The 12457-nt window shown below is 70.9% G+C and carries 13 protein-coding genes; 2 read left to right on the top strand and 11 right to left on the bottom strand.

Annotation, left to right across the window (positions count from 1 at the left end; genetic code table 11):
- Positions 1-20: 20 nt before the first annotated feature.
- Positions 21-599 (bottom strand): hypothetical protein, encoded by a 579-nt coding sequence (locus JI751_RS07130; RefSeq protein WP_201935117.1) that lies wholly within the window; start codon positions 597-599, stop codon positions 21-23.
- 8 nt (positions 600-607) lie between these two features.
- On the bottom strand, positions 608-2047 hold the full coding sequence (locus JI751_RS07125; RefSeq protein WP_201935115.1) for a M1 family metallopeptidase: 1440 nt from the start codon (positions 2045-2047) through the stop codon (positions 608-610).
- 174 nt (positions 2048-2221) lie between these two features.
- On the opposite strand from JI751_RS07125, the gene JI751_RS07120 reads away from it, so the two are divergent.
- Positions 2222-3127, top strand: a complete 906-nt coding sequence (locus tag JI751_RS07120) for a serine protein kinase RIO (protein ID WP_236665823.1) — start codon at positions 2222-2224, stop codon at positions 3125-3127.
- Between the two features lie 58 nt (positions 3128-3185).
- On the top strand, positions 3186-4256 hold the full coding sequence (locus tag JI751_RS07115; protein ID WP_201935114.1) for an LOG family protein: 1071 nt from the start codon (positions 3186-3188) through the stop codon (positions 4254-4256).
- A gap of 4 nt (positions 4257-4260) precedes the next feature.
- Here JI751_RS07115 and JI751_RS07110 read toward each other — a convergent pair whose 3' ends face one another.
- From JI751_RS07110 to rpsB, 9 genes are all read right to left on the bottom strand, one after another.
- Entirely contained in the window at positions 4261-5463 is a 1203-nt protein-coding gene (locus JI751_RS07110) for a glycosyltransferase family 4 protein (protein WP_201935113.1), read from the bottom strand.
- 84 nt (positions 5464-5547) lie between these two features.
- Positions 5548-6681, bottom strand: coding sequence for a dual-specificity RNA methyltransferase RlmN (gene rlmN, locus JI751_RS07105; RefSeq protein ID WP_201935112.1), 1134 nt, complete (start codon positions 6679-6681; stop codon positions 5548-5550).
- Positions 6682-6743: 62 nt separating this feature from the next.
- Positions 6744-7097: a hypothetical protein gene (locus tag JI751_RS07100; protein ID WP_236665821.1), complete on the bottom strand. Its 354-nt coding sequence runs from the start codon at positions 7095-7097 to the stop codon at positions 6744-6746.
- A gap of 154 nt (positions 7098-7251) precedes the next feature.
- The gene (locus JI751_RS07095) at positions 7252-7758 is read right to left on the bottom strand and encodes a histidine phosphatase family protein (RefSeq protein ID WP_269090412.1); all 507 of its coding nucleotides are present in this window, start codon (positions 7756-7758) and stop codon (positions 7252-7254) included.
- Between the two features lie 3 nt (positions 7759-7761).
- Entirely contained in the window at positions 7762-8679 is a 918-nt protein-coding gene (locus tag JI751_RS07090; protein ID WP_201935110.1) for a phosphatidate cytidylyltransferase, read from the bottom strand.
- A gap of 10 nt (positions 8680-8689) precedes the next feature.
- Complete coding sequence (gene frr, locus JI751_RS07085; protein WP_201935830.1) at positions 8690-9244, bottom strand: ribosome recycling factor; 555 nt, start codon at positions 9242-9244, stop codon at positions 8690-8692.
- A gap of 46 nt (positions 9245-9290) precedes the next feature.
- Positions 9291-10004 carry a UMP kinase gene (pyrH, locus tag JI751_RS07080; protein ID WP_201935109.1) on the bottom strand — a complete coding sequence of 238 codons (714 nt, stop codon included), beginning with the start codon at positions 10002-10004 and terminating at the stop codon, positions 9291-9293.
- A 155-nt stretch (positions 10005-10159) separates the two neighbouring features.
- Positions 10160-10972 (bottom strand): translation elongation factor Ts, encoded by an 813-nt coding sequence (gene tsf / locus JI751_RS07075; protein WP_201935108.1) that lies wholly within the window; start codon positions 10970-10972, stop codon positions 10160-10162.
- Between the two features lie 88 nt (positions 10973-11060).
- Positions 11061-12089, bottom strand: coding sequence for a 30S ribosomal protein S2 (rpsB, locus tag JI751_RS07070; protein ID WP_201935107.1), 1029 nt, complete (start codon positions 12087-12089; stop codon positions 11061-11063).
- Between the last annotated feature and the right edge of the window lie 368 nt (positions 12090-12457).

Genomic DNA, 12457 nt, shown 5'->3' with positions numbered 1-12457 from the left:
TCAGGTGCGTGGCGGGCCGCTCAGGGCGTGTCGAACGACCAGAACCTCACGCCGCCGACCTCGACGAGCGTGGCTCCGGCCGGTGTGGCGGGCTTGTGGTCGTCCGACGCGCCGACGGCCGCCAGCACGGTCAGGACGTCGTCGCCGTGGGTGGCCATGACGGCGTCACCCGGCACGTCGGCGCAGCCCGCCGGGTCGGTGCGACCGGCCCGCATCGCGACGTCCCACGACACCTCGTCGCCGTCGACCCCGAACCCGGTGGCGTCGACGCGCACCTTGCCCGCGGCGCCCACCGTGTTGTCGTAGGCCGCCAGAGCACCGACGCGGGCCACCGCGAGCGGGACCACGATGCGGTTCTCCGGCGACAGCTCGCTCACCACCACCCGGTCGCCGAGCCCGACGCCGAAGGCGCGGAGCACCCCGCCGCAGGCGGCCACCTCGGTGAGCAGCCGGGCAAAGGTGAGGTCCTGCCCCTCGACGGTGGCGGCGACGTCGTCGGCCCGGCCGCGCACGACGTGGATGTCGAGCGCCTCGTAGCAGGCGTTGAGCGTGCCGGGGTCGCCGTCGGCGGGCGGCCGGAACCAGTTCACGGGTGCCACGGGCGACCTCAGAGGAGACCGTTGTCGGCGCTCTTGGCCGGCTTGGCGGCAGTGCGGAGCCACGCGGTGAAGAAGCCGGTGAGGTCCTCGCCGCTGACCCGCGCGGCGAGCGCCTCGAACTCCTCGCTCGAGCCGTTGCCGCCGTTCTGCTCGCGGATCCACGTGCGCAGGATCCGCCAGAAGTCCTGGTTGCCGACGCGGTTGCGCAGCGCCTGCAGCGTCATCGCACCGCGGCCGTAGACCGAGTCGTCGAAGATCTTCGCGGCGCCGGGATCGGCGACGGTGACCTGCCAGAAGTCCGACTCGGCCCCGACGTTGCTGTAGTAGTCGTCGAGGATCGTCGCGGCGGTGCGGCCGCCGTGCTTCTCCGACCAGCGCCACTCCATGAAGGTCGCGAAGCCCTCGTTGAGCCAGATGTCGCGCCACTGCTGGACGGCGACGTCGTCGCCGAACCACTGGTGCGCGAGCTCGTGCACGACGAGGCTGGTGTAGCTGCTGCCGACGGCGGGATAGGTGGGCCGGGTCTGGTTCTCCAGCGCGAAGCCGCTGTTGATCGAGGTGGTGAGCCCGCCGACGACCGAGAACGGGTAGTCGCCGAGGTCCTTCTCGAGGCCGGCGACGACGGCCGGGGTCTTGCGCATCAGCCGCATGCTGGCGTCCTCGTCGACCTGGCCGAGCGCCTGGGAGACGGCGACCAGCCACGGGAGCCCCTTGTGGACGCCCTTGGCGATGGTGAAGTCGCCGGCCGCGAAGAACGCGAGGTAGGGCACCATCGGCTCGTCGGCACGCCAGTGCCAGGTCGTCGACCGCTTGCCGACCTGCCGTCCCTTCAGCTTGCCGTTGGAGATCACCTCGCGGCCGTTGGGCACGCGGATCCTCACGTCGACCATCGCCTTGTCCTGCGGGTGGTCGTTGCTCGGGAACCACCACGGCGCCATGTGCGGCTCGTTCATCGTGACGACCTCGCGCGAGGTGGCCAGCCAGCTGTTCTCGCCCGCGTAGGAGTGCGACGCCGGGTGGTCGGCGTACGACACCACCACCGCGTGGTCGGTGCCGGCGAGCAGCGGCTCGGCGGGGGTGATCCGCAGCTCGTGCCCCTCGTCGGTCTTCGTGAAGTCGGCGGCAGCACCGTCGACGGTCACCTTCGAGACGTCGAGCAGGAAGTCGAGGGAGAGGCTGCGCAGGTCGCTCGTCGCGGTCAGCTCGACGCGGGTGCGGCCGGCGAGCCGCTTGGTGTCGAAGGCATAGCTGTTGCGGATCTCGTACGACGTCACGTCGATGCCGCCGTTGCCGTCGAGCGGCCAGTAGGGGTCGCCGATGCCCGACGCCCCGTCGACGGGCGCGACGAACGGCGCCTCCGCGGTGGCCGTCGCGCTGGTGAGGCCGACGGTCATGGCGGCGCAGATCGCGGCTGCGAGGAGCGGGCGTGGCATGGCTCGTGAGGTCACCGCCCGAACCTAGCCCACGCCGTAATTCGCGTGCGCGCAACGAGCCGGTCCGTCAGACTGGCCGCGAAACCGGGTGTCGATCCGCGCTGCCCGTGTCCGAAAGGAGCCGTGACATGTCCATCACTGTCCTCGGCCTGTCCGCCGACCACCTTTCGCACACATGGAGCACCCACGTTGTCGCACCACACTCACCCGCAGTTCCCGGAGGACTTCCTCCGGCCTGACGACCGTTCGCCCCTCGAGGGCATCGACGAGTCGTTCGTCTTCGACTTCGACACCTACGCCGACGAGCTCGGCGAGGGTCAACGCTGGTCCCGCTGGGAGGACCTCGAGGCCCTGATGCGCGGCCCCGAACCGCGACCCGACTGGGTCGTGGTGTCCAGCGGCGCCATCGACACCGAGCTCGGCGTCCTCAAGACCGGCAAGGAGGCCGACGTCTTCCTCGTCGAGCGCGAGGACCCGCACACCCCGGGCAGCGCCGTCGTCATGGCGGCCAAGCGCTACCGGGACACCGACCACCGCACCTTCCACCGCGCCGCGGCCTACACCGAGGGCCGTTCGATGAAGCGCTCGCGCGACGAGCGCGCCCTCAAGCGGAAGTCCACCTGGGGCAAGCAGGTGGCCGCCGGCGAGTGGGCGATCTCGGAGTGGAACGCGCTCCGCCGCTGCTGGGAGCTCGGCCTGCCGGTCCCCTACCCGGTCCAGATCGACGAGACCGAGCTGATGATGGAGTGGATCACCGTCACCGTCGACGGCGAGGTCGACACCGCTCCGCGTGTCGCGCAGGTGCGCCCGGAGCCCGACCTGGTCGAGAGCTACTACGAGCAGCTCCGCGACGCGCTCGGCACGATGGTGCAGTCGGGGATCGTCCACGGCGACCTCTCGCCCTACAACACCCTCGCCGCCGGCGAGCGGCTGGTCATCATCGACCTGCCGCAGGTCGTCGACCTCGTCGGCAACCCGCGCGGGATGGACTTCCTGCTGCGCGACTGCGCCAACATGTGCGCCTGGTTCCGCTCACGCGGGCTCCCGGTCGACGAGCAGGAGCTGTTCGGGGAGCTCATGGCGCACGCCTTCTGACCGCCGCTGGCCCCTGAGTCTCCAGAGACTCAAGGGCCAGCGGCATAGGTTGGCGCCCGTGAAGCACAGCCGCGGACGGGTCCTCGACGTGACCACCCTCGCCGACCTCGACCGCCACCTGGCCGGGGGTGCGCGGTCGCTCGCGGGCTGGCGGGTGGTCGGTCTCGACCTCACCGAGCGCGGGCCGGCGCTGCTCGAGCGGTCGCTGGCCCAGTCGCTGTTCCTCGGGTGCGAGTTCGCCGACGGTGACGACGACGCCGTACGCCTGGCGGGCGGGATCGTGCTCCACGACATCCCCGGCATTCCGGTCGACCCCTACCGCACGACCCTCTACTCACCGCGCGAGCTCTACGACGCGCCTCGCTACGAGGACTCGCTCGACGCCCGGGCCTACGCCTGGTCGCGGGGCCCGGCCACCCCGGACGACACGCTGGCACGGGCGCTGCACGACCACCAGGTCGACGCGGCGATGGCCGACTGGGTCCGCGGCCGCGACATCGTCGGCGTGATGGGCGGTCACGCCGTCGAGCGCGGCAGCCAGCCGTACGCCGACGCGGCGGGGCTCGGCCACGAGCTCGGCGCGCACCACACGGTCGCCACCGGCGGCGGACCGGGAGCGATGGAGGCCGCCAACCTCGGCGCCTTCGTGCCGGGCGACCTGGCAGGCGCGCTCGCGACGGTCGCCCGGGTGCCGTCCTTCCGGCCGAGCATCGGCGCCTGGGCCGACGCCGCGTTCGAGGTCGTCGACGCCACCCCGGACGGCCGGGAGTCGCTGGGCATCCCGACGTGGCACTACGGCCACGAGCCGCCCAACCCGTTCGCCAGGTCCATCGCGAAGTACTTCAGCAACGCACCGCGCGAGGCGCTCCTGCTGGATATCTGCAACGCCGGCATCGTCTTCCTCCCCGGCGCCGGCGGCACCGTGCAGGAGGTCTTCCAGGACGCCTGCGAGAACTACTACGCCGACGCCTCGTCCGTCGCGCCGATGGTGCTCCTCGGCCGGGCGCACTGGACCGAGGAGCTGCCGGTGTGGCCGCTGCTCCGGGCGCTGGCCCGCGGGCGGGCGATGGAGGGCCACGTGCACCTCGTCGACAGCGTCGAGGAGGCCGTCGCGGTGGTGGCGGGCTGAGGCGTCAGCCGGCGCGGCGACGGCCCACGACGGGGACGCTGACGTCGCGGTAGTGCTCGACGAGCAGCTCGTTGACGGCCTGCCAGGTCCGCCCACGCACGCTCTGGCGCGCGGCCACCGCCATCCGGCGCCGGAGCACCGGGTGGGTGACGAGCCGCTCGACATGGCGGACCAGCTCGCCGGCGTCGCCGGGCTCGTAGAGGTGGCCCGCGACCGTGTCGTCGACGACGTCGATCGGCCCGCCGGACCGCGGCGCCACGACCGGGACGCCGCTGGCGAGCGCCTCCTGCGCGGACTGGCAGTAGGTCTCGTGACGACCGGTGTGGACGAAGACGTCGAGCGTGGCGTAGGCCCGGGCGAGCTCGTCACCGTGCAGCACCCCGAGGAAGACGGCGTCCGGCAGCAGCGCCCTCAGGCGCGCCTCCTCGGGGCCGCCGCCGACCAGCACCAGCCGGACGCCGGGGAGCCGGTCGACGTGGGCGAGCAGCTCGAGCTCCTTCTCGGGCGCGAGTCGACCGACGTACCCGACGAGCTGCTCGCCGTGGGGTGCGAGCTCGCGGTGCAGCGCCTCGTCGCGACGGCCGGGGTGGAACTGGTCCTGGTCCACTCCCCTGGGCCAGCGCGCGACGTCGCCGATCCCGAGCCGGTCGAGCTGGTCGATGCTCGCGGTCGACGGCGCCAGGGTGCGGTCGACCCCGAGGTGGATCCGCCGCGTCAGGGCCTCCATCGCGCGGGCGCCGCCGGGGACGGCGTACCGATCAGCGAAGCCCACGAGGTCGGTCTGGTAGATCGCCACGGTGGGGATGCCCAGCGAGCGGGCAGCCCCGGCCGCCTGGTAGCCGAGGGCCGCCGGTGAGGCGATGTGGACGACGTCGGGGGCGAACCGCTGCATCGTGGCGCGCAGCCGGCGACGGGTCTCGAGCCCGATCCGGAACTCGGAGTAGAACGGCAGGCTCGCCCCGCGGGCGTGGGTGACCGGGAAGCCGGCGTACGTCGACGGGCCGGTCGGCGCGACCAGCTCGGCCTCGTGGCCCTCGGCGGCGAGGTGCTCGAGCACGCGGCGTACGGAGTTGGTGACGCCGTTGACCTGCGGCAGGAAGGACTCGGTGACGACCAGGACGCGGAGCCGCTGACCGGTCCCGGCGTGACGGGAGAGGTGGGTGACAGGTGCCGTGCGGCGGCGACGCCGCCTCTCGAGCAGGTCCATGCCACGGACGCTAGGAAGCGATCCGCAACGGACACCCCGGGTCAGGCAGACGACACGTGAACAGGCCTCGACGCCTGCACGGACCTACTCCTTGGCGGCGAGCTGACCGCAGGCGCCGTCGATCTCGCGGCCGCGGGTGTCGCGGACCGTGGTCGGGATGCCCTTGGCCTCGAGCCGACGGACGAACTCGCGCTCGTCGGCCGGGTCGGACGCCGTCCACTTCGAGCCCTCGACCGGGTTGAGCGGGATCAGGTTGACATGCACCCAGCCCCAGTCGCCGTAGGAGTTCAGGACGTCGCCGAGGAGGTCGGCGCGGTGGGCCTGGTCGTTGATGCCACGCATCATGGCGTACTCGATCGAGACGCGCCGCTTGGTCACGCGGGCGTAGTTCCACGCCGCCTCGACGGTCTCGGCGACCGAGAAGCGGGTGTTGATCGGGACCAGCTCGTTGCGCAGCTCGTCGTCGGGCGCGTGCAGGCTCAGCGCGAGGGTGACCGGGATGCCCTCCTCGGTCAGCTGGTTGATCCGTGGCACCAGGCCGACGGTGGAGACGGTGATCCCGCGGGCGCTCATGCCCAGACCCGCCGGCGACGGGTCGACGAGGCGGCGTACGGCCCCGATGACGGCCTTGTAGTTGGCGAGCGGCTCGCCCATGCCCATGAAGACGACGTTGGACACGCGGCCCGGACCGCCGGGCACCTCACCGCGGGCCATCGACCGGGCGCCGGCGACGACCTGCTCGACGATCTCGGCGGTCGTCATGTTGCGCTGGAGGCCGCCCATGCCGGTGGCGCAGAACGGGCAGGCCATGCCGCAGCCGGCCTGGCTGGAGACGCAGACGGTGGCCCGGTCGGGATAACGCATCAGGACCGACTCGACGAGCGCGCCGTCGAACAGCTTCCAGAGCGTCTTGCGGGTGGTGCCCTTGTCGGCCTCGAGCGTGCGCAGCGGGGTCATCAGGTCGGGGAGCAGCGCCGCGACCAGCTCGTCACGCTGGGTGGCGGGAAGGTCGGTCATCTCCGCGGGGTCGTCGACGAGGCGGCCGAAGTAGTGGGTGGAGAGCTGCTTGGCCCGGAAGCCCGGCAGTCCCATCTCCTCGAGCAGCGCATTGCGGCCCGCCTCGTCGAGGTCGGCGAGGTGGCGCGGCGGCTTCTTGCGGCCACGCGGCTCGTCGAAGACGAGGGGCAGGGTCTTGATGGGCTCAACGGTCTCGGACATCGTGTCCGAGTCTCCCACCCCGACGGTCACCGCGGCGAGTCAGCGACCCGAGCGGGACGGTCTCAGGCGTCGACCATGAAGTAGAGGACCAGCGACGTGACGCCCAGGACGACCAGCGCGGTCACGAGCATGCCGACGAACATGAACTGCGCGAAGCGGCGCGTCTTGCGCTTGACCAGCATGAAGATCGGCAACGCCAGGGCGAGGAGCACAAGGGGGAACAGCTGCTCGGCGGTCTCGTAGCTGAACAGCAGGCGCAGGAAGCCGACGAATGCGCCGGGCAGCGCGGTGACGAAGAGCATCCCGGCGAAGAAGCCGGTGATCCCCGCGAACGTGGGGTGGCTGGCGTGCCACCACGCGAAGCGCTGCCGCTCCTGCGGGGGCGCCACCTCTGCATGCACGTCCTGCGTCTCCACGGGTCCAGCCTAGGACGTCGGTCGCGCGCGGCTGCGCGTGGCACGCGGTGGGATGGATTTCCACTCGCACGCGTGGAAATGCAGGGCACGTGCGGCAGATCGAGCGGGACGCCCGATGAACATCCACTCGTACGAGTGGAGGTTCATCGCGACCTCACGGCAGGCTGATCACGTCAGGCATCGCCAGGGCCGCCCAGCGGTCGAGGTCGGGCGGCTCCCCGGTCAGGTCGGCGACGACCAGCGTCCAGGCCGTCCCGTGGCCGGTGAGGACCACGTCGTCGTCACCGTGGACCTCGAGGATCCGGCGTACGGCCCGGGTGACGCGGTCGCGGCACGCGGTCAGGGGCTCCCACCCCACGGCCGCAGGCACGTCGGGCTCCGCGAACGCCCGACGGACCGCAGCCGGGAAGTCGTCGACCCACTCCCCCGACCGCTGGTGCTCGCGCAGGTCGTCGACCACGCCGACCTCGCCGTCGGTGAGCAGCCCCGCGGTCTGGAGCGCCTTCGGCTCCGGCGAGGCGAGCCACGCCGCCCGGGCGGGGAGACGGCCCGAGGACCGCAGCGCCCAGACGTCGTCGTACGCCGCGGGGTCGAGGTCCCACTCGGCTGCGGGCATGCCGGGAACCATCAGCGGGCGGCCGTGCCGGACGAGGTGGAGCATCCCTCAGTAGACGAGGTAGTAGAGCACCAGCCAGATCGGGGCGATCGTGGCGAGGAGCGAGTCCAGCCGGTCCATCAGGCCGCCGTGGCCGGGGATCACCTGGCTCATGTCCTTGATGCCGAGGTCGCGCTTGATCACCGACTCGCAGAGGTCACCGAGCGTCGCCATCACGGCGGCGATGATGCCGAGGATCACCCCGACCCACCAGTCGCCGTCGAGGAACGAGCTGACCAGCCACACACCGACCGCGATGGTGGCGATCATCGACCCGGCGAAGCCCTCCCAGGACTTCTTCGGCGAGATGACCGGGGCCATCGGGTGCTTGCCGAACAGGACGCCGGCGACGTAGCCACCGGTGTCGGAGGCGACGGTGATCGCGATGAACGTGATGACGCCGCGCACGCCGGGGTCGTCGAGGTCGAGGCCGAACGCGGGGGCGGTGCCGCCCTCGCCGAGCAGCAGCGCCACGAACGACGCCAGGAACGGGACGTAGACGAGCGTGAAGACCGACGCCGTGGCGTTCTTGACGTAGCCGTCCACGCCACGGCGCAGCAGCCACAGCATGATCACGAGCGCCGTGACCGCCGTGGCGGTGACGAGCGCGGGCGCACCCCAGACGTAGGCGACGACGACCATCACGACGCCACCGAGCATGAGCGGCTGCTCGGGGATGTCGATGTCCTTGGCGGACAGCCCCTGGTGCAGCTCCCACACCGCGACGACGACGGCGACCGCGACGATCCCCATGAAGGCGGTCTTCCAGAAGAAGAGCGACACCAGGATCGCCGCGACCAGCACGACGGCCGAGATGACCGCGGCGCGGAGGTCACGGCCGGCCCGGCCGTGGTCCTTCTTGATCGCCTCGGACGGCTCGATCGGGTCGATCGGCGGCTCGGGCGCCGGTGGCTCGGAGGTCGTCATGGATGCGGGCTCAGACCTCGAGCAGCTCGGCTTCCTTGTGCTTGAGCAGCTCGTCGATCTTGTCGGTGTGGGTCTTGGTCATCGCGTCGAGGCGCTTCTCCGCGCCGGTGACGTCGTCCTTGCCGACCTCGCCGTCCTTCTCGAGCTTCTCCAGGCCCTGCTTGGCCGTGCGACGGATGTTGCGCACCGAGACCCGGCCGTCCTCGGCCTTGCCGCGCGCGAGCTTGATGTACTCCTTGCGGCGCTCCTCGGTGAGCTCGGGGAACACGCAGCGCAGCACCTTGCCGTCGTTGGCGGGGTTGACGCCGAGGTCGGAGTCGCGGATCGCCCGCTCGACCGCCGGCATCGCGCCCTGGTCGAAGACCTGGATCAGGATCGTGCGCGCGTCCTGCGAGGTGAAGCTCGCGAGCTGCTGCAGCGGGGTCTGGGTGCCGTAGTAGTCGGCGGTGATCTTGGCGAACATCGCGGGGTTGGCGCGACCGGCGCGGATCGTGGCGAACTCCTCACGGGTCGCCTCGACGGACTTGCCCATCTTGGCGTCGGCATCGTTCATGACGTCGTTGATCACAGCGGCTCTCTCTCGTCGTACGTCCGGGTGGTGGTGCTCAGGCTCAGGCCGAGGTCACCAGCGTGCCGATCTTCTCACCCCGCACGGCGCGCACGATCGTGCCCGGCGTGGAGAGGTTGAAGAAGACCATGTCCATCTTGTTGTCGCGGGCCATCGCGATGCCCGTGGCGTCGGCGACCTTGAGGTCGCGCGCGAGGTACTCGTCGTAGGTCAGCGTGTCGAACTTCTCGGCCGCGGGGTTGGTCTTGGGGTCGGAGTCGTAGACCCCGTCGACGCCCTGCTTGCCCATCAGGATGACCTCGCACCGGGTCTCGAGGGCACGCTGTGCGGCGACCGTGTCGGTGGAGAAGAACGGCATGCCCGCACCGGCGCCGAAGATCACGACGCGGCCCTTCTCCATGTGGCGGATCGCGCGGCGCGGGATGTAGGGCTCGGCGACCTGGCCCATCGTGATGGCGGTCTGCACGCGCGTCTCGACGCCGTGCTTCTCGATCAGGTCCTGGAGCGCCAGGCAGTTCATCACGGTGCCGAGCATGCCCATGTAGTCGGCGCGTGCCCGCTCCATGCCGCGCTGCTGGAGCTCGGCGCCGCGGAAGAAGTTGCCGCCGCCGACGACGATCGCGATCTGGACGCCCGACTTGGCGACCTCGGCGACCTCGGCCGCGAGCGCGTTGATGACGTCGAGGTCGAGACCGACCTCACCACCCCCGAACACTTCACCGGAGAGCTTGAGGAGGACTCGGTTGTACGCCGTCACATCGTTCCCTTCACACACGCCAGGTGGTCCCCAGAAACCTACCGGCCCGTGGGGTCGGCGGTCGAACCCGCTCCACCCGGACGCGTGGTCACACCCCGAAATGCGACGGAGCCCGTACGCCGATGCGTACGGGCCCCGTCAGTGGTGCGGGTGCGTCAGGCGCCGACCTCGAAGCGGGCGAACCGCTTCACGGTGGTGCCGGCGGCGTCGAGGACGGCCTTGACCGACTTCTTCGACTCGGTGACCGACTCCTGCTCGAGCAGGACGATCTCCTTGTAGAACCCACCGAGGCGACCCTCGACGATCTTGGCGATCGCCTGCTCGGGCTTGCCCTCCTCGCGGGTCTTCTGCTCGGCGATGTTGCGCTCGGTCTCGACGACGTCGGCCGGGACCTCGTCGCGGGTGAGGTACTGCGCCTTCATCGCGGCGATCTGCATCGCGGCGGCGCGGGCAGCGGCCTCGTCACCCTCGAACTCCACGAGCACGCCGACGGCGGGCGGGAGGTCGGCGGCACGCTTGTGCATGTAGGTGACGGTGGTGCCCTCGAAGTAGGCGACCTCGCCCAGCTCGATCTTCTCGCCGATGGTGATGGCGAGGTCCTCGACGACCTCGCCGACGGTCTTGCCGTCGAGCTCGGCGGCCTTCAGGCTCGCGGTGTCGGCAGCCTTGACCTCGTTGGCCTTCTCGGCGATCTGCTGCGCCTTGGCGATGAAGTCCTCGTTCTTGGCGACGAAGTCGGTCTCGCTCTTGAGCTCGACCAGCGCGTTGCCGGCGGTGGCGACGAGACCGGCAGCGGTCTCGCGCTCGGCACCGCGGGCGGCGGCCTTGGCGGCACCCTTGACGCGCAGCAGCTCGACAGCCTTGTCGAAGTCGCCGTCCGCCTCGGTGAGCGCCTTCTTGCAGTCCATCATCCCGGCCTGGGTCAGCTCGCGGAGCTTCTTGACGTCGGCAGCGGTGAAGTCAGCCATGATCCCTCTTCCTTCGGTTCGCAGTGGTGGTGCGGGGACGAGCAGAGGCCGGCCACGGGGGTGTCCCCCCCGCGGCCGGCGTCCGTCATCAGTCCTTGGTGGTCGCCTCGGCGTCGGCTGCAGCCTCGGCCGGAGCCTCGGTGGACTCCGCGGCCTTGTCCTCGGCGGGCGCCTCGGTGGACTCCTCGGCCTTGTCCTCGGCCTTGTCCTCGGCGGGCGCCTCGGTCACGGCCTCGGCGGCGGCGTCGGCCTGCGGGGCCTCGGCGGCGGCACCGGTGGCCTCAGAGGCAGGAGCCTCGGTGGCGGCGTCGCCACCGGTCGCGGCGACAGCGGTCTTCTCGGCGTCACCCTGCAGGAGCTCGCGCTCCCACTCGGCGAGGGGCTCCTCGGCGCCGACGGACTCGGCACCGTCGGTGGCCTTGGCGCCCGAGCGGGCCACGAGGCCCTCGGCGACGGCGTCGGCGACGACGCGGGTCAGCAGGCCGACCGCGCGGATCGCGTCGTCGTTGCCCGGGATCGGGAAGTCGACGAGGTCGGGGTCGCAGTTGGAGTCCAGGATGCCGATGATCGGGATCCGGAGCTTGCGCGCCTCCTCGACGGCGAGGTGCTCCTTGTTGGTGTCGACGATCCACACCGCGGAGGGGACCTTCGACATCTCGCGGATGCCGCCGAGGGTCTTCTCGAGCTTGGCGTGCTCCCGCTTCATCTGCAGGAGCTCCTTCTTCGTGCGACCCGAGCCGGCGACGGTGTCGAAGTCGACGTCGTCGAGCTCCTTGAGGCGGTTGATCCGCTGGTGCACGGTCTGGAAGTTGGTGAGCATGCCGCCGAGCCAGCGCTGGTTGACGTAGGGCATCCCGACGCGCGTCGCCTGCTCGGCGATGGCCTCCTGGGCCTGCTTCTTGGTGCCGACGAACATCACGACACCGCCCTTGGCGACGGTCTCCTTGACGAAGGCGTAGGAGCGGTCGATGTAGGCGAGCGACTGCTGCAGGTCGATGATGTAGATGCCGTTGCGCTCGGTCATGATGAAGCGCTTCATCTTGGGGTTCCAGCGACGGGTCTGGTGACCGAAGTGGACGCCGCTCTCGAGCAGCTGGCGCATGGTGACGACTGCCATGGGTTCTCCTGTTGTCGCGGAGGCGCTCACCGATGTGCCCGACCTTCGGCAGGTCGAGCCGGGAGCGTGACTCCTGTTGGTTTTCAGTTGCTGCGCCCGACGGGTGCCGGGTGCCCTGACGCTCACACGCCGGTCCGATCCCCACCGCAGTGGGGAACTGAGGACCGACGCCCACGGGCGGTCCGGAACCAGGGATGCATTCCGACGCGGTCTGCGAGCGTGCGAAGTCAGCCCATGAGGGCTGCTCCGCACATCGTACGCACGCGGACCCCTCGGAGCGAATCGCTGCGCACGCTCACGCCGAGCGTGGACCGGGGTGTCCCGCAACTCTCCACAGGCCCGGTCCGCACCGCGTCGTCCACAGGGCC

Origin of the sequence: Nocardioides baculatus, assembly GCF_016735675.1 — a bacterium.
Taxonomy (GTDB): Bacteria; Actinomycetota; Actinomycetes; order Propionibacteriales; family Nocardioidaceae; genus Nocardioides; species Nocardioides baculatus.
Note: the sequence above shows the minus strand (reverse complement) of the source record. Positions and strands in the feature narration are given on the sequence as shown.

Bases quoted from the DNA above. Each gene is read 5' to 3' on its own strand.
- JI751_RS07110 (WP_201935113.1), bottom strand. From the start codon at position 5,463: ATGGACCTGCTCGAGAGGCGGCGTCGCCGCCGCACGGCACCTGTCACC.
- rlmN (WP_201935112.1), bottom strand. From the start codon at position 6,681: ATGTCCGAGACCGTTGAGCCCATCAAGACCCTGCCCCTCGTCTTCGAC.
- JI751_RS07095 (WP_269090412.1), bottom strand. From the start codon at position 7,758: ATGCTCCACCTCGTCCGGCACGGCCGCCCGCTGATGGTTCCCGGCATG.
- JI751_RS07090 (WP_201935110.1), bottom strand. From the start codon at position 8,679: ATGACGACCTCCGAGCCACCGGCGCCCGAGCCGCCGATCGACCCGATC.
- tsf (WP_201935108.1), bottom strand. From the start codon at position 10,972: ATGGCTGACTTCACCGCTGCCGACGTCAAGAAGCTCCGCGAGCTGACC.
- rpsB (WP_201935107.1), bottom strand. From the start codon at position 12,089: ATGGCAGTCGTCACCATGCGCCAGCTGCTCGAGAGCGGCGTCCACTTC.